At 39.4% G+C, this 16,526-nt stretch carries 16 protein-coding genes; 14 read left to right on the plus strand and 2 right to left on the minus strand.

Annotated elements, in window-relative coordinates; genetic code table 11:
* The first annotated feature begins 442 nt into the window (after positions 1 to 442).
* The 6 genes from GWI58_RS09295 (at position 443) to GWI58_RS09320 (ending at position 7,320) form a co-directional block, all read left to right on the plus strand.
* Positions 443 to 1,891, plus strand: coding sequence for a sensor histidine kinase (locus GWI58_RS09295; RefSeq protein ID WP_004248446.1), 1,449 nt, complete (start codon positions 443 to 445; stop codon positions 1,889 to 1,891).
* An 83-nt stretch (positions 1,892 to 1,974) separates the two neighbouring features.
* Complete coding sequence (qseG, locus tag GWI58_RS09300; protein WP_161769119.1) at positions 1,975 to 2,901, plus strand: two-component system QseEF-associated lipoprotein QseG; 927 nt, start codon at positions 1,975 to 1,977, stop codon at positions 2,899 to 2,901.
* Between the two features lie 11 nt (positions 2,902 to 2,912).
* Entirely contained in the window at positions 2,913 to 4,250 is a 1,338-nt protein-coding gene (glrR, locus tag GWI58_RS09305) for a two-component system response regulator GlrR (RefSeq protein WP_161769120.1), read from the plus strand.
* A 74-nt stretch (positions 4,251 to 4,324) separates the two neighbouring features.
* On the plus strand, positions 4,325 to 5,941 hold the full coding sequence (locus GWI58_RS09310) for an NAD+ synthase (RefSeq protein ID WP_004248444.1): 1,617 nt from the start codon (positions 4,325 to 4,327) through the stop codon (positions 5,939 to 5,941).
* A 15-nt stretch (positions 5,942 to 5,956) separates the two neighbouring features.
* Positions 5,957 to 6,295, plus strand: coding sequence for a nitrogen regulatory protein P-II (gene glnB / locus GWI58_RS09315; RefSeq protein ID WP_004243865.1), 339 nt, complete (start codon positions 5,957 to 5,959; stop codon positions 6,293 to 6,295).
* 383 nt (positions 6,296 to 6,678) lie between these two features.
* Complete coding sequence (locus GWI58_RS09320) at positions 6,679 to 7,320, plus strand: hypothetical protein (RefSeq protein WP_004243864.1); 642 nt, start codon at positions 6,679 to 6,681, stop codon at positions 7,318 to 7,320.
* 95 nt (positions 7,321 to 7,415) lie between these two features.
* On the opposite strand, the gene hmpA is transcribed toward GWI58_RS09320, so the two are convergent.
* Positions 7,416 to 8,606, minus strand: coding sequence for an NO-inducible flavohemoprotein (hmpA, locus tag GWI58_RS09325; RefSeq protein WP_161769121.1), 1,191 nt, complete (start codon positions 8,604 to 8,606; stop codon positions 7,416 to 7,418).
* A 365-nt stretch (positions 8,607 to 8,971) separates the two neighbouring features.
* On the opposite strand from hmpA, the gene glyA reads away from it, so the two are divergent.
* Complete coding sequence (gene glyA / locus GWI58_RS09330) at positions 8,972 to 10,225, plus strand: serine hydroxymethyltransferase (RefSeq protein ID WP_004243862.1); 1,254 nt, start codon at positions 8,972 to 8,974, stop codon at positions 10,223 to 10,225.
* A 92-nt stretch (positions 10,226 to 10,317) separates the two neighbouring features.
* The gene (locus tag GWI58_RS09335) at positions 10,318 to 11,472 is read left to right on the plus strand and encodes a 3-phenylpropionate MFS transporter (protein WP_237611683.1); all 1,155 of its coding nucleotides are present in this window, start codon (positions 10,318 to 10,320) and stop codon (positions 11,470 to 11,472) included.
* A 93-nt stretch (positions 11,473 to 11,565) separates the two neighbouring features.
* Here GWI58_RS09335 and suhB read toward each other — a convergent pair whose 3' ends face one another.
* A complete protein-coding gene (suhB, locus tag GWI58_RS09340; RefSeq protein WP_060557946.1) occupies positions 11,566 to 12,369 on the minus strand; it encodes an inositol-1-monophosphatase in 804 nt (267 codons plus the stop codon).
* Positions 12,370 to 12,493: 124 nt separating this feature from the next.
* Between suhB and trmJ the strand changes: the two genes are divergently transcribed.
* From trmJ to hscB, 6 genes are all read left to right on the plus strand, one after another.
* Positions 12,494 to 13,222 carry a tRNA (cytosine(32)/uridine(32)-2'-O)-methyltransferase TrmJ gene (gene trmJ / locus GWI58_RS09345; protein WP_004243854.1) on the plus strand — a complete coding sequence of 243 codons (729 nt, stop codon included), beginning with the start codon at positions 12,494 to 12,496 and terminating at the stop codon, positions 13,220 to 13,222.
* A 129-nt stretch (positions 13,223 to 13,351) separates the two neighbouring features.
* Positions 13,352 to 13,846, plus strand: a complete 495-nt coding sequence (gene iscR, locus GWI58_RS09350) for a Fe-S cluster assembly transcriptional regulator IscR (RefSeq protein ID WP_004248437.1) — start codon at positions 13,352 to 13,354, stop codon at positions 13,844 to 13,846.
* Positions 13,847 to 13,913: 67 nt separating this feature from the next.
* The gene (locus tag GWI58_RS09355; protein WP_004243849.1) at positions 13,914 to 15,128 is read left to right on the plus strand and encodes an IscS subfamily cysteine desulfurase; all 1,215 of its coding nucleotides are present in this window, start codon (positions 13,914 to 13,916) and stop codon (positions 15,126 to 15,128) included.
* A gap of 24 nt (positions 15,129 to 15,152) precedes the next feature.
* Positions 15,153 to 15,539: a Fe-S cluster assembly scaffold IscU gene (gene iscU, locus GWI58_RS09360; RefSeq protein ID WP_004243847.1), complete on the plus strand. Its 387-nt coding sequence runs from the start codon at positions 15,153 to 15,155 to the stop codon at positions 15,537 to 15,539.
* 90 nt (positions 15,540 to 15,629) lie between these two features.
* Positions 15,630 to 15,953, plus strand: coding sequence for an iron-sulfur cluster assembly protein IscA (gene iscA, locus GWI58_RS09365; protein WP_004243846.1), 324 nt, complete (start codon positions 15,630 to 15,632; stop codon positions 15,951 to 15,953).
* A 48-nt stretch (positions 15,954 to 16,001) separates the two neighbouring features.
* Complete coding sequence (hscB, locus tag GWI58_RS09370) at positions 16,002 to 16,523, plus strand: co-chaperone HscB (protein WP_004243844.1); 522 nt, start codon at positions 16,002 to 16,004, stop codon at positions 16,521 to 16,523.
* Positions 16,524 to 16,526 lie beyond the last annotated feature (3 nt).

The raw sequence follows: 16,526 nt of genomic DNA on the forward strand, positions 1-16,526 counted from the left end.
TATTTTAGTAAGATAAAAATACTTTTTCGTTTAAAATTAATGCATTATAATTTTAATCGAAAAGTTGGCACGCCTTGTGCATTATATTAATCAGTTGCTCATTCAACTTTTTATGTCGGTCCACAATATGGGTGGGAACATACCACATAAGCCAAGAATGACGCCAGAGTAAGGTGCCTACCGTCCAACATCATGATACTCGCCTTCGGGCCTTATCAAACACAGGGCGACACGTGGAGTGAGGCACCACCTTCATTCTCTTTTAGAGAGAAAAGAGATGAATATTGACGAGCGGAATATCTCAGTAAGATATTCCGCTCTCCCATTTCTAGAGCCTGTTGCGTGTTCTCGCTTGTGTTCGTTTTCCTATCTGAATTTCAATGTCGGACTTTTTTCTTGTTATTAAGTCATGTAGCATCGCATTACTCTAATAGGTGTTGAGATGATTTCATTGAAAAAGTGGCGTATTTTTCCCCGATCTTTAAGACAATTGGTTATCATGGCATTCTGGATGGTGCTGTTACCGCTTCTCGTCCTTGCCTATCAGGCTTATCAAAGTTTGGATCAGCTTAGTAACCAAGCCGCTATTACCAATAAAAATGCGTTAGCGGATACCGAGCGTAGCGAGGTGATGCGTAATTTAGCTATTGAAATGGAAGGAAATTATCGACGATATTGTGTATTGCGTGATAAAACTGATGAAGAAATGTATCAACAGCGTTATCAACAATACAGCAAAATGTTCTCTACCTTGCAGCAGACCATCATCCCTCTTTCTGAGTCTAAAGAAGCACAAGCCTTGAATACTTCTTTGAAAACGCTCAAATCAATTCAATGCAAAAATAGTGAACCCACTTCTCAAATGCAACAAGCATTAGAGCAATTTTCTTATGCCAATAACCGCATTGTTGTGTTAACTAAAGAGATTATTTTTAGTCGTGGCGAGCAACTACAAATGGCTATTGCTGAAAAAGGGCGTTATTTTGGTTGGCAAAGTTTAATTGTTTTTGTTTTTAGCCTGATTTTAATTGCCTTATTTACCCGTATGATCATCGGTCCGGTTAAAGGTATAGAAAAAATGATTAACCGATTGGGGGAAGGGCGTACATTAAATAATAACTTGAATTCGTTTCAGGGACCACGTGAATTACGCTCTTTAGCTCAACGTATTATTTGGTTAAGTGAACGCCTTGCATGGCTAGAATCGCAACGCCATGAGTTTTTACGTCATATTTCTCATGAGTTAAAAACACCGTTAGCCAGTATGCGCGAAGGAACAGAATTATTAGCGGATGAAGTAGCAGGGCCTTTAACCTTAGATCAAAAAGAAGTCGTAGCTATTCTTGATAATAGTAGTAAACAACTTCAATTATTAATTGAGCAACTACTTGATTATAATCGTAAACTTTCCGAAGTACCTCAGCAAATTGAGGAAGTTGATTTAACCACATTAGTGAATGATGTGGTGTTAGCGCATAGTTTACCCGCCCGAGCGAAAGGCATTAAGACGATAATTTCACTTGATCTGAAAAAATGTCGAGCAGAAACGACGTTATTATCAAGAGTTATTGATAATCTCTACTCGAATGCGGTGCACTATGGCGCTGAATCGGGTAATATCTGGATCTCTAGTTATCAAATTGAACAGAAAATAGTTATTGATATAGCCAATAAAGGCACTCCGATCCCTGAATCAGAACAAAAAATGATTTTTGAGCCCTTTTTTCAAGGTTCTCTATTACGTAAAGGGGCCGTAAAAGGGAGTGGGTTGGGATTAAGTATTGCTCATGACTGTATCAAAAGAATGGATGGCGAGTTAAATATTGTTCATTCTGACTATGCTGATGTCTGTTTTCGTATTGAACTACCGCTACTTTCTGAGAATAAATAATGCATATCAGGTCACAAAAACAGGTGTCTTTTCATCAGTATAAAAAATTAAAGCGAAAGACACTGGCTAATGAGCAATTATCTATGGCCCCTGCATCAATTAAGAGGATCGCTTCACACTGGAAACAGTATCTGTGTTGGATAATGTTGCCTATGTTTCTTGCTGGATGTGCACAAAAATCGCTGACCGAAACCACTAATATTGAGCCTGAAACCCCCGTTGTTAAACAAAAAACTATCGATTATCGTTGGGCAGAATGTAAAACTTTAGCTGCTTTTTATCATGAAGGGCTCAATAATCCGCTATTTTGGTTACGTACCATTGAGTGCACACAGCGTATTATGTCTACAGAAGCACAACGTCAAGCCAGTAGTGTTATCGTTGCCGGATGGGATGGCGCCTTTTATAAAAGTATTTTATTAGAGCGAGCGGGAATGACGGTTGCTGAACGTCGTGCTCAGCTGGTTTTATTAGAAAGCTATCAATTGCAATTTCCAAGCTCTATGCGTGTTCTATTATCTACTTGGATTGAGAATCAAACGCTTACGCTTGCTCTCGCTGATGAGAAAAATCGTAATCGCCGTTTTGTTACAGAAACGGAAAATAAAATGGATTTGCTGAAAAAACAAAATAATGCATTAGAGCATGAGTTAAATACCACACGTAAAAAACTCGAAAGTCTCACACAAATTGAACGTCAATTATCGAGCCGAAAACAAGGGGCTTCTGTTGATGCTATTTCTCAAGAAGAAGCACTATCTGATGTTCAATCTTCAGATGCGAGTAATGCAGAAAAACCAGCCGATAAACCGACAGCGGAGCAATCTAATACGTCAACGGCAAGTGAGCAATCGATAACCAAAGAAAATAATGAGGTTTCACAACCTTCGGTATCAGCAGTTAAACCTGAACCACCAAAAGCAGAACAAGTAAAACCTGATGCGAAAAATACCTCGACAGAAAAAGAGAATAGCGCAACGGTTAAACCTACTGAAACAGGATCTAAATAAGGAGAATGTGCATGGCTGGCCATAAATCAGCGAATCTTTTACTTGTCGATGATGATCCGGGATTATTAAAGCTACTGGGTATGCGATTAACAAGTGAAGGGTTTCATATCGTTACCGCTGAAAGTGGGCAAGAAGCACTTAAACTATTATTAAAAGAAAAAATCGATCTGGTGATCAGCGATTTACGTATGGATGAAATGGATGGTATGGCGCTATTTGCAGAAATACAGCGCCAACAACCCGGAATGCCTGTGATTATTTTAACTGCACATGGATCCATTCCTGATGCTGTCGCGGCAACTCAACAGGGGGTGTTTAGTTTCTTGACTAAACCTGTTGATAGAGATGCGCTTTATAAAGCCATCGATGAAGCATTAGAATTAGTGACGACGGTATCTGATGAAGAGTGGTCAAAAGATATCGTGACCCGTAGCCCCCAAATGTTACGTTTATTAGAGCAAGCCAAGTTAGTTGCACAATCCGATGTTAGCGTACTAATTAATGGGCAAAGCGGTACAGGTAAAGAAGTCCTTGCTCAAGCAATCCACCGCGCCAGCCCACGAGCTAAAAAACCCTTTATTGCTATTAACTGCGGTGCTTTACCTGAACAATTATTAGAATCTGAACTATTTGGGCATACTAAAGGTGCTTTTACTGGCGCGGTAAGTAGTCGTGAAGGACTTTTCCAAGCGGCAGAAGGGGGCACTCTATTTTTGGATGAAATTGGTGATATGCCAATGGCATTGCAAGTGAAATTACTGCGTGTATTACAAGAGCGTAAAGTGCGGCCATTAGGCAGTAATCGTGATATTGATATTGATGTGCGTATTCTTTCTGCAACCCACCGTGACTTACCAAAAGCGATGGAGCGTAATGAATTTCGAGAAGATTTATACTATCGTTTAAATGTGGTGAATTTACGTATCCCCACGTTGAGCGAAAGAGCCGAGGATATTCCTGTTCTTGCTAACCATTTATTGCGCGAATCAGCAAAACGACATAAACCTTTTGTGCGTAGCTTCTCAACGGATGCGATGAAATGTCTAATGACAGCAAGTTGGCCGGGAAATGTGCGTCAGTTAGTTAACGTCATCGAGCAATGTGTCGCTTTAACGACTGCACCTGTGATTAGCGAAGCCCTTGTCACACAAGCATTGCAAGGGGAAAATACCGCATTACCTACTTTTGCTGAAGCAAGAGGCCATTTTGAGATGACCTATTTAAGGAAGTTATTGCAGATGACAAAGGGCAATGTCACTCAAGCTGCAAGGATGGCAGGGCGAAATCGAACAGAATTTTATAAATTGTTGTCACGTCATGGACTTGATGCCAATGATTTCAAAGAATGATCTTTGTAGATAACAAAAATTTTTTTAAACTTGCTTTCTTTAGATAGCAAAGATAGCTGGAGAGACTAATTTTTATGAGTCGTAAATTAAAACTCGCACTTGCTCAGTTAAACTGGGTTGTTGGCGATATTGAAGGCAACTGTGAACGCATGTTAGCCACCGTAAAAGCGCAAGAAGATGCCGATCTGGTTTTGTTTTCTGAGCTTGCGTTATGCGGTTACTCTCCTGAAGATCTACTATTTCGCCCTGATTTCCAACAACGTTGTGAAGAGCAACTGGTTCGTTTAGAACAAGCAAGTAAGAAAACGGCCATTGTGGTTGGGCATCCTTGGTGGCAAAACGGTACTATCTATAATGCACTGTCATTTTTCTATCAAGGTGAGTTACAGGCGCGTTACTTCAAACAACAGCTACCTAATTATGGTGTATTTGATGAAAAACGTTATTTCCAACAAGGAAATGAACGTTGTGTAGTGCCTTTTAAAGGCTATCATTTAGGATTATTAATTTGTGAAGATATTTGGATCAACGAGCCTATTGATGCACTAAAACAAGCGGGTGCTGATCTGGTTCTTTCTATTAATGCTTCACCTTATAGTCGTGAAAAGCCGCATATTCGTACCCAATTAATTAAAGAACATTGCCAAAGAACGCATCTGCCTGTGGTGTATCTCAACCAAATTGGTGGTCAAGATGAATTGGTTTTTGATGGATGTTCTAAAGTCTTTGATGAACGAGGAACAATCACCCATCGTTTAGCGGCTTTTGATGAGCAAGTGGCCGTGGTGGAGTTTGATGAGTTAACTATCGTACCAATGCAAGATGCGGCACCCGAGCTTTCTCCTTTAGCGCAAGTTTATCAAGCACTAGTGCTGGCAACGCGTGATTATGTGACAAAAAATGGTTTTAAAGGCGCTATATTAGGATTATCAGGGGGCATCGACTCAGGCTTAACGGTTGCAATTGCCGTTGATGCGTTAGGTAAAGAGAGCGTTCAAGCGGTAATGATGCCATTTCGCTATACCTCAGAAATGAGTATTCACGATGCGAAAGAGCAAGCTGATTTATTAGGTGTTGAGTTTGATACTGTCTCTATTGAGCCGATGTTTGATGCTTTTATGGATCAACTTTCGCCTATGTTTAAAGGTAGCGCTGTCGATACCACAGAAGAAAACCTACAAGCGCGTTGTCGTGCGGTTATTTTAATGGCGATGTCCAATAAACGTCGTCGGTTAGTGCTCACCACGAGTAATAAAAGTGAATCTGCCGTAGGCTACTCGACCTTATATGGTGATATGGCGGGGGGCTTTGATGTTTTAAAAGATGTTCCTAAAACACTGGTATTTGAACTGGCTAAATATCGTAATACTCTTTCACCCGCTATTCCACAACGTGTGATTGATAGGCCTCCTTCAGCAGAATTAGCACCAGGACAAACAGATCAAGATAATCTGCCACCTTATGATATTTTAGATGCCCTTCTTGAAGGCTATGTTGAGCAAGATAAATCTGTTTCTGACTTGGTTGCGGCTGGATTTGATGAAGCCATTGTTCGTAAAGTGGTAAAATTAGTCGATATTAATGAATATAAGCGTCGTCAAGCACCGGTAGGACCGCGTATTACCAGTCGTAATTTTGGTAAAGATCGTCGCTATCCGATCACAAGCGGTTTTGGTCGCCATAACTGGTAATAGCAGGATAATCCGATGAAAAAAATTGAAGCGATAATTAAGCCGTTTAAATTAGATGATGTAAGAGAAGCACTAGCCGAAGTTGGTATCACGGGTATGACGGTAACAGAGGTAAAAGGCTTTGGTCGTCAGAAAGGGCATACCGAACTTTATCGTGGTGCAGAATATATGGTCGATTTTTTACCTAAAGTAAAAATTGAGATCGTTGTTGCTGATGAAATAGCTGAAACTTGTGTCGATACTATAATGACTACCGCTCAAACGGGGAAGATTGGCGACGGTAAAATTTTTGTTTTTGATGTGAATCGAGTTATCCGTATTCGTACTGGAGAGCAAGACGAAGAAGCTATTTAAAAAATAAATAAGCGTTGTTTATGAAACCTGATGATTATTAGTTTAATTATCGGGTTTTTTTATCTTTATTAATTAATTCTTTTTTATATTATCTCAATAAGTTTATTTATTTACTGATTATCTTTTATAAATTTATAAGTGATAATAAATGATTTGTATTGCTGATAATTATACTCATTAAATAAGTAATATTAATAATTACCTTTCTTTGTTCATAAAATGTTTTTTTATGTTTCACCTATTGTGCTATTTATATCTTATACAAGTCTATTGATGATAATAAACAATTTATTTTACTAAAATTCTCACCTTTTAAGGCACAAAATGTTATTCAATAACTTTTGTAGACAGTTATTATCATCAACTTAAATATTTATTATTCTATGGGTAATATCGTGCTTAGCTATTTATTAAAGCGTTTTGCTTTATTTTTGTTTTCCGCCATGATTGTGGCAATAACAACAGGGTTTATTTTCCTCGATATTTTGGTGCTGAATAATGGTATTTCTGAAACCTCAGCAACCGAACTGGGGCAAGAACTTATTGTGGCTATAATATGTCTTCTTTTCTTTATACCTGCTTATAAACAGCCAGAAATGAGAGGGGGATACACACTGATTATGGGCTTTTTCTTGTGTATCTTAATTCGTGAGTTAGATGGTGTTTTTGACCAATTAGCACATGGTTCATGGGTTTGGTTTGCATTAACGGTAACATTTGTCTGTATAGCGATCGCTATCAGAGAAGGGAAAAAAACATTATATGGCTTAACCCATTTTATAACGCATTCTAGTCAAGGAATGCTTATGGCGGGTTTACTCAGTGTTTTACTGTTCTCTCGCTTATTTGGTATGGGGATTTTGTGGGAGAAATTGTTAGGTGAAGACTATAACCGCACAGTAAAAAATATGGTGGAAGAAGGTAGCGAGTTGTTCGGCTATACACTCTGTTTAATTAGTGTTATTTGGTATCGCTATTCGTCTAAATATCATGTTATACCGACATCAATAAAAGTTACTTATTAAATAGTTAGTTGTTTCCAATATAAAAAGCGCTGAATAGTAAAATAATCAGCGCTTTTTCCTTATTATTTAATTTATTCTCTTACCTATTCTGGCTGTTATTGGCTAATAACAGTATGAGGGCCAAAGCACTCATAATGAAGTTTATCGCTTTCAATACCGAGAGTAATAAGTTGTTTAGCGACAGATTGCATAAAAGGTAATGGTCCACAGAAATAGAACTGCATATTAGGTATTGATAGCCATTCATGTATCTTGGTTAAATCCATCAACCCTTCAAATTGATAGTCTTTATTGATAATGTCTTCAGTACGAGGGATCCGATACCATACGGCTTGTTGATATTGTTCAATTTGCTTTCCTGCTTGTGCGATTTCTTCCCTAAAAGCATGCACGCCACCATGCTCTGCTGCATGTAACCAATTGACTTGTGCTTGGTGAGAAGAGAGAGTGTGCAACATCGCTAACATAGGAGTTAAGCCTACACCTGCTGAAATTAATGTGACAGGCGTTGTTGATGAGATATCTAAATAAAAATCGCCCCCAGGTGCGGCAACTTGTAAGATGTCTCCTTCTTGGATATGGTCATGAAGAAAATTAGATAAAATTCCCTTGTCTTCACGTTTTACCGCAATACGATAGGTTTTATTGTTTGCCGATTGCGTTAAGGAATATTGACGAATTTCTTGATTTGCAAGTTTCTCATCACGAATATAAATACTTAAATATTGGCCTGCACGGTAAGGTGTAACCGCTTGTCCATCTTCAGGCTCTAATTCAAAGCTGGTAATAACCTCACTTTGTTTTACTTTATGCTTAACTTTAAAGTGACGTAATCCTCGCCAGCCTCCAGATGCTTGTTCTTTTTGTTGATAAATTTGCTCTTCCCGATTAATAAAAACATCAGCCAAAACTTGGTAAGCGGCTCCCCAAGCATCAAGCACTTCTTTGCCCGGGTTAAACATTTCATCAATGGTGGCTAATAAGTTTTCTCCAACAATAGGATAATGTTCAGGAAGAATATTCAAACTGGCATGTTTTTGTGCAATTTTTTCTACCGCCGGCAAAATAGCAGGTAAATCCTCAAGGTGCGTTGCATAAGCACATATCGCATTAAATAACGCTTCACGTTGTGCGCCACTGCTTTGGTGGCTCATGGTAAAAATATCTTTTAACTCAGGATGGCGAGAGAACATTCTGTCGTAAAAATGTGCCGTTAACGCGGGGCCTGTTTTAGCAATAAGAGGAATAGTGGATTTAATTGTCGCGATAGTTTGTGCATCTAACATAATTGCTCCTGAAAAATATTCAGTTTAATATGATTTTTATAACATGTATTTTTAATACAACTTATATCTTTTTGCTTTATTTGTAAATCTGAGTTTTTATTTTTTTTAGGAAAATGGGGAAATCTTAGAGAATGATGTTGAGGGTTTACATAAATTAGCGAGATGTGCCTCAAAAAGAACAAAAACAGCAGATAAAATGAGGTTATCAAAAAGTAATAGAACTGTGTTATAGTGGCTTAGCAAACGATTGCGTATTTTTTCTTTTGGGACTATCTCAATGAGGAAAAAGAGTTTACACTGTATGTCATTCTTACTCCCGTAAGGGAGTTCGCCTTTAGTGAAGTTAGCTGAGTCAGGAGATGTGAATGTTAAAACGTGAAATGAATATTGCTGATTACGATCCGGAATTATGGAATGCAATGGAAGGTGAAGTGACTCGTCAAGAAGAGCACATCGAATTAATTGCTTCTGAAAACTATACTAGCCCTCGTGTTATGCAGGCGCAGGGATCTCAGCTGACCAACAAATATGCAGAAGGTTATCCAGGTAAACGCTACTACGGTGGTTGTGAATACGTTGATGTTGTTGAACAATTAGCCATTGATCGTGCCAAAGCACTATTTGGTGCTGATTATGCAAACGTACAACCTCACTCTGGTTCACAAGCGAATGCGGCTGTGTATATGGCATTACTTAAACCGGGCGATACAGTATTAGGGATGAATTTGGCCCAAGGTGGTCACTTAACTCACGGCTCTCCGGTTAACTTCTCTGGTAAACTCTACAATATCGTTCCTTATGGTATTGATGAAGCAGGTAAAATTGATTACCAAGATATCGCTGAGCAAGCTAAAAAGCATAAACCAAAAATGATCATTGGTGGTTTTTCAGCTTATTCAGGTTTGGTTGATTGGGCTAAAATGCGTGAAATCGCAGATAGCGTAGGGGCTTACTTATTTGTCGATATGGCTCACGTTGCAGGTATGATTGCAGCGGGTGTCTATCCAAACCCAGTACCACATGCTCACGTTGTGACTACAACAACACACAAAACATTAGCGGGTCCTCGTGGTGGTCTTATCCTTGCTAAGGGTGGCGATGAAGAGTTTTATAAGAAATTAAACTCTGCCGTATTCCCTGGCTCTCAAGGTGGTCCTTTAATGCATGTGATCGCGGGTAAAGCCGTTGCATTAAAAGAAGCAATGGAACCTGAGTTTAAAGTTTACCAGCAACAAGTTGCAAAAAATGCGAAAGCAATGGTAGACGTTTTCTTAGCGCGCGGTTATAAAGTAGTATCTGGTGGCACAGAGAACCACCTGTTTTTATTAGACTTAGTTGATAAAGATATTACAGGTAAAGATGCTGATGCTGCACTGGGTCGTGCTAATATCACTGTGAACAAAAATAGTGTGCCAAATGATCCTCGCAGTCCATTTGTTACATCTGGTATTCGTATTGGTTCTCCAGCGATTACACGTCGTGGTTTTAAAGAAGCGGAAGCAAAAGATTTAGCCGGTTGGATGTGTGATGTCCTTGATAATATCAATGATGAAGCGAACATTGAAAAAGTGAAACAAAAAGTCTTGGATATCTGCGCTAAATTTCCAGTTTACGCATAAGTTTGTAACGATATAATAAAACCCGTTATACAAGCCCGCTTCGAGAACATGTTCTTGGCGGGTTTTTTTGCATGTTAAAAATGGGGGGTTGGATGGTTATTCCATCAACACTGTGGCTTGCCTTAGATTATTTTACGTATTTTTTCTCATATGGTATTTTCTTGCCTTTTTGGTCTATCTGGTTAAAGGGCGAGGGGGTTGATCCTGCGATGATAGGCTTACTACTTGGGGTGGGCTTAACCGCTCGTTTTGTAGGAAGCTTGATTTTAACGCCGGCTGTAAAAGATCCATCAAAGCTCATTACTGCACTGCGACTTTTTGCTTTTTTATCTCTCCTATTTACCGTTGCATTTATGTTGGGCACTCATTGGGCTTGGCTCTTTTTTGTAATGACCGGATTTAACGTTTTTTTTGCACCCATGGTGCCTTTGGGAGATTCACTTGCGGGAACATGGCAAAAACAATTTCCTTTAGATTATGGAAAAATTCGGGTTTGGGGATCTATTGCATTTATTATTAGTTCCTCATTATTGGGGATATTGATTGATGCTTTTGGACACCCGATTATTCTTTATGGATTGATTGCCAGCACTCTTGCATTATTCCTTACCTCAATGTTACGTCCGAAAATCATGCCCCAAGGTAAGGTCAAAAAAACGGAACACCATCATGTTTCATTTATGAAACTGATTTCAGATGGCCCAGTCTGGCGTTTTCTATTATGTGTTTCTTTACTACAAGGTGCTCATGCTGCTTATTACGGTTTTAGCGCACTCTATTGGGAAAAAGCAGGCTATGATACAGCAACGATTGGTTATCTTTGGTCCTTAGGCGTAGTTGCTGAAGTGGTTGTCTTTATGTTTAGCCGTCGTTTATTCCGCCGTTGGAGTGCTCGAAACTTATTATTACTTTCAGCATTTGCAGGGCTATTGCGCTGGGGAATGATGGGCAGTTTTACAGCATTACCGGCACTTATTATTGTACAAATTTTGCATAGTGGCACATTTACCGTATGCCATTTAGCGGCAATGCGTTTTATTACTGCACGTCAAGAGCATGAAATTATTCGTTTACAAGCGGTTTATTCTGCTCTAGCAATGGGGGGAAGTATCGCTATTATGACGATTGTATCGGGATGGTTATATGAAAAACTCCCTAACCAAGAATACCTCATTTTCTGGTTGATGGCGGCCTTAACTATTCCTGCAATGTTTATTAGACCGAAAGTACAACCGCAAAATAATTAGCCTAGTTTGTATTAAAAAGAGTGATAAAAAAGACCATGGTATTATCTGCCATGGTCTTTTGGGGTATGTTTAATCTGTATTGCGTTAATGAAATTAACGTTTTAAAGCATCAGTTAATTCACTACGAATTTCTGCCAATAATGCTCGGACAACTCGAGGATTACCCGCAACAATATTACCAGTTTGTAGATAGCCGTGATTACCAGTAAAGTCAGATACAATTGCACCCGCTTCACGAGCAATAAGTTCACCTGCTAAGAAATCCCAAGGTTTTAAACCAATTTCAAAGAAGCCATCCACACGACCCGCGGCAACATAAGCTAAATCTAATGCTGCTGAACCTGTGCGACGAAAATCAGCGCATGGTACAAACAGTTTAGTCAGCATATTCATATAAGCTGCTGAATGTTGTTTTGCTTTGAATGGGAAACCAGTTGCTAAAACAGCACCATCTAAATCACGTGCATTAGAGCCACGGAGGCGGTAACCATTTAATTGTGCACCTTGACCACGAACAGCTGAGAAGAGTTCGTTACGCATAGGATCGTAAACCACAGCAACTTCTGTGCGACCTTTGATACGTACAGCGATAGAAATAGAAAAATGTGGTAGGCGTTTAATAAAGTTAGTGGTGCCATCAAGTGGATCTATAACCCATTGGATATCGTGATCTTCACCGAGTAACTCGCCACTTTCTTCCGTAATAATGGTGTGTTTTGGATAAGATTTACGAATGATTTCAATGATTGCCTGTTCCGCTTCGCGATCAACATTAGTGACAAAATCATTGGTACCTTTCTGGCTCGTTTCTACAGATTCAGGATTTTCGTAATTTTTGGCGATTAAATTACCAGCCTTACGTGCAGCACGTATGGCAATATTCAGCATCGGATGCATGGTTATCTTCCACAAGATGTTAAAGAACGGGGATAAAAAACGAGGCGAAGTATAACAGGCGTTCGCGTTTTTGGCTACATTTGTGATAAAATAGATGGATCATAAAACAATTAGTTAGAAATCAATGTTAGAAAATATTCGCATTATCCTTGTCGAAACTTCACATACAGGCAATATGGGCTCGACAGCTCGTGCTATGAAAACCATGGGATTAACGAATCTTTATTTTGTTAATCCTAAAGAAAAACCCGATTCTCACTCTATAGCCTTATCAGCAGGGGCAAGCGATGTTATTGGCAATGCTCATATTGTTGATACTATTGATGATGCCATTGAAGGCTGTGGGTTAGTGATTGGAACAAGTGCGCGTAATCGTACGCTCTCTTGGCCAATGCTAGCACCTCGTGAATGTGGTGAACGTTGCGTAAAAGAGGCAGCAAATAAGCCCGTGGCGGTGATCTTTGGCCGTGAACGCACAGGCTTAACTAATGAAGAATTACAAAAATGTGATTACCACCTCTATATTCCTACCAACCCTGAATATGGCTCTTTAAACTTAGCGATGGCGGTGCAACTTGTTTGTTATGAAATTCGCATGGCTGCACTTGCTCAACAGGAAAAACAAGAGGAAAATGCTTCATCAGAGATTGATTATCCACCCGCTGAAGATATTGAACGCTTTTATGTTCACTTAGAGCAGGTACTTAATGAGTCTGGTTTTATTCGTCCTAAACATCCAGGACAAGTGATGAGTCGTTTACGACGTTTGTTTACACGCGCACGTCCAGAAACACAAGAGCTTCATATCTTACGTGGTATTTTAACATCCGTTGAAAAATGGGCTAAGAAATAAAGGATTAAGTTGATTAACATGCGTCATTGTTGCTGAGCTTAATACCTGACTAAAACACTCAGATAAATAGTTGACTAAATTACTCAGGAATGACACAATTTGACTATTGTTCACCACGGAGTATTTGTTATGAGACTGACATCAAAAGGGCGTTATGCAGTTACTGCTATGCTTGATGTTGCATTGCATTCGCAGCAAGGCCCTGTCCCCCTCGCTGATATTTCTGAGCGTCAAGGGATTTCCCTTTCTTACCTTGAGCAGCTTTTTTCACGTTTACGTAAAAATGAATTAGTCGCAAGTGTGCGTGGCCCGGGTGGTGGTTATTTACTCGGTCGTGAAGCGGGGCAAATTTTTGTTGCTCAAGTCATTTCAGCAGTTGATGAATCTGTTGATGCTACCCGTTGTCAGGGTAATAAAGAAGGATGTCAAGGTGGCGATCGTTGCCTGACTCATACTTTGTGGCGTGATTTAAGTGATCGTATTACCAGTTTCCTTAGCAGCATTAGCCTTGAAGAGTTAGTTAATAACGAAGAGGTTATGGATGTCGCTGATCGTCAAGACAATGAAAAACGTCATGCTATCAATGGTCGTTTACAAGAAACCATTGTTAATATGCGAGTTTAACGGCGATCTCTAGGCAAACAAAACAAAATTATTAAAGAAGATCTGTCGTCTTTGGAGTTAGTGAGCAATGAAATTACCCATTTATCTAGATTATTCAGCAACCACACCCGTTGATCCTCGAGTTGCTGAAAAAATGATGCAATGCCTGACTATTGACGGCATTTTTGGTAACCCAGCCTCTCGTTCGCACCGTTTTGGATGGCAAGCTGAAGAAGCGATCGATATCGCTCGTAATCAGATTGCTGATCTTATTGGTGCTGATCCTCGTGAAATTGTTTTCACCTCAGGGGCAACTGAAGCAGATAACTTGGCACTAAAAGGTGTTGCAAACTTTTATCAGAAAAAAGGTAAGCACATCATCACATCAAAAACTGAGCATAAAGCGATTTTAGATACTTGTCGTCAGCTTGAGCGTGAAGGTTTTGAAGTGACCTACTTAGCACCAAAAAGCGATGGCTTAATTGATTTGAAAGAACTCGAAGCCGCTATGCGTGATGACACTATTTTAGTTTCTATCATGCACGTGAATAATGAAATTGGTGTGGTGCAAGATATTGCTGCTATTGGTGAGTTATGCCGTAGCAAAGGCATTATTTACCACGTTGATGCAACGCAAAGCGTTGGTAAATTACCAATCGATCTCTCCAAATTAAAAGTCGATTTACTTTCTCTTTCTGCACATAAAGTTTACGGACCTATGGGTATTGGTGCGCTTTATGTTCGCCGTAAACCACGCATTCGCTTAGAAGCTCAAATGCATGGTGGTGGGCATGAGCGTGGTATGCGTTCAGGTACATTAGCCGTTCACCAAATTGTGGGTATGGGTGAAGCTTACCGTATATTGAAAGAAGAAATGGCTGATGAAACTAAACGTTTAAATGAATTACGTTTACGTTTATGGAATGGCATCAAAGATATTGAAGAAGTGTATATCAATGGTTCTTTAGAACATACAGCGCCAAATATTCTTAATGTCAGCTTCAACTATGTTGAAGGTGAATCATTAATGATGGCACTGAAAGATCTTGCTGTATCTTCAGGTTCAGCCTGTACATCAGCAAGTTTAGAGCCTTCTTATGTACTACGTGCTTTAGGATTAACCGATGAATTAGCACATAGTTCTATTCGTTTCTCTTTAGGTCGTTTCACCACTGAAGAAGAAATCGATTATGCAATTGAACAAATTCACAGTGCAATTGGTCGCTTACGTGATCTTTCTCCACTTTGGGAAATGCATAAACAAGGCGTTGATATCAACAGTATCGAATGGTCTCACCATTAATCAGACGTTTTCAGGAGTTAAATCATGGCTTATAGCGATAAAGTAATTGATCATTATGAAAATCCTCGTAATGTGGGTTCATTTGATAACAACGACCCTACAGTGGGGAGCGGTATGGTAGGCGCACCAGCTTGTGGTGACGTCATGAAGCTACAAATCAAAGTTGATGATAACGGTGTAATTGAAGATGCACGTTTTAAAACTTATGGTTGTGGCTCAGCGATTGCATCAAGCTCTTTGGTTACCGAATGGATGAAAGGTAAAACCTTAGATGAAGCAGAAGCGATTAAAAATACCGCAATTGCTGAAGAGTTAGAATTACCACCAGTGAAAATTCACTGTTCAATTCTGGCTGAAGATGCAATAAAAGCCGCGATTGCAGACTATAAAAGCAAACGCCAAGGCAAATAATTGCCTGTTATAATAAAAAAATAAAATATTGGCGGATGCTGAAGGTTATGTTTCAGTGTCCGCTTTCGTTCTTTATGAGTGAGGTGTGCCATGTCAATTTCCCTTACAGAAGCCGCTGCTAACCGTGTTCGCTCTTTTCTTGCTAATCGTGGCAAAGGCGAAGGTTTGCGTTTAGGCGTAAGAACATCAGGCTGTTCTGGGATGGCTTATGTTCTTGAGTTTGCTGATGTCATCAATGACGAAGATACCGTTTTTGAAGATAAAGGTGTGAAAGTTATTATTGACGGTAAAAGCATGGTCTATTTAGATGGAACAGAGCTTGATTTCGTTAAAGAAGGATTAAACGAGGGCTTTAAGTTTAACAACCCAAACGTGGCTAACGAATGTGGTTGTGGAGAAAGCTTTACCGTGTAATCAATATTTATACACGGTATTAATATCAATTAATCCAAGAGCAGAAGTATGGACTATTTCACCCTATTAGGCATGCCTAATCGTTTTGATATTGATAAACAACAGCTTGCTTCTCGTTATCAAGAGATGCAACGTCAATATCACCCCGATCGTTTTGCGGGTAAATCTGACAAAGAGCAAGTACAAGCTATTTCGTTTGCTTCGACTATCAATCAGGCTTATCAAACCTTAAAAAATCCACTTTCAAGAGCTGAATATATGCTCTCTTTACAGGGCATCGATATTGCTAATGAGCAACAAACGATGCACGATACGGCTTTTCTTATGGAGCAGCTTACGCTTCGTGAAGAGCTGGATGATATAGAGCATAGTACTGATGCTGAAAATTTACTGGCTGATTTTTCTGCGCGCTTAGAGAAAATGTACACTGTACGCTATGATGAAATGGTGAAAACACTGGACAGTCAGACTTGGGACATTGCCGCAGACAATGTGAGAAAATTACGTTTTCTCGCGAAATTAAAAGAGCAAGTCGAGCATCTTGAAGAACGCTTGTTTGATGGTTTTTAAGGA

The organism is Proteus sp. G2674, assembly GCF_009915195.1.
GTDB classification, from domain to species: domain Bacteria; phylum Pseudomonadota; class Gammaproteobacteria; order Enterobacterales; family Enterobacteriaceae; genus Proteus; species Proteus mirabilis.

Excerpts from the sequence above, each read along its gene's own strand:
- iscU (WP_004243847.1), top strand. The coding sequence starts at position 15,153 with ATGGCTTATAGCGATAAAGTAATTGATCATTATGAAAATCCTCGTAAT.
- trmJ (WP_004243854.1), top strand. The coding sequence starts at position 12,494 with ATGTTAGAAAATATTCGCATTATCCTTGTCGAAACTTCACATACAGGC.
- suhB (WP_060557946.1), bottom strand. The coding sequence starts at position 12,369 with ATGCATCCGATGCTGAATATTGCCATACGTGCTGCACGTAAGGCTGGT.
- hmpA (WP_161769121.1), bottom strand. The coding sequence starts at position 8,606 with ATGTTAGATGCACAAACTATCGCGACAATTAAATCCACTATTCCTCTT.
- GWI58_RS09320 (WP_004243864.1), top strand. The coding sequence starts at position 6,679 with ATGGGTAATATCGTGCTTAGCTATTTATTAAAGCGTTTTGCTTTATTT.
- GWI58_RS09355 (WP_004243849.1), top strand. The coding sequence starts at position 13,914 with ATGAAATTACCCATTTATCTAGATTATTCAGCAACCACACCCGTTGAT.
- GWI58_RS09335 (WP_237611683.1), top strand. The coding sequence starts at position 10,318 with ATGGTTATTCCATCAACACTGTGGCTTGCCTTAGATTATTTTACGTAT.
- hscB (WP_004243844.1), top strand. The coding sequence starts at position 16,002 with ATGGACTATTTCACCCTATTAGGCATGCCTAATCGTTTTGATATTGAT.
- iscA (WP_004243846.1), top strand. The coding sequence starts at position 15,630 with ATGTCAATTTCCCTTACAGAAGCCGCTGCTAACCGTGTTCGCTCTTTT.
- qseG (WP_161769119.1), top strand. The coding sequence starts at position 1,975 with ATGGCCCCTGCATCAATTAAGAGGATCGCTTCACACTGGAAACAGTAT.
- glyA (WP_004243862.1), top strand. The coding sequence starts at position 8,972 with ATGTTAAAACGTGAAATGAATATTGCTGATTACGATCCGGAATTATGG.
- glnB (WP_004243865.1), top strand. The coding sequence starts at position 5,957 with ATGAAAAAAATTGAAGCGATAATTAAGCCGTTTAAATTAGATGATGTA.
- glrR (WP_161769120.1), top strand. The coding sequence starts at position 2,913 with ATGGCTGGCCATAAATCAGCGAATCTTTTACTTGTCGATGATGATCCG.
- GWI58_RS09310 (WP_004248444.1), top strand. The coding sequence starts at position 4,325 with ATGAGTCGTAAATTAAAACTCGCACTTGCTCAGTTAAACTGGGTTGTT.
- iscR (WP_004248437.1), top strand. The coding sequence starts at position 13,352 with ATGAGACTGACATCAAAAGGGCGTTATGCAGTTACTGCTATGCTTGAT.
- GWI58_RS09295 (WP_004248446.1), top strand. The coding sequence starts at position 443 with ATGATTTCATTGAAAAAGTGGCGTATTTTTCCCCGATCTTTAAGACAA.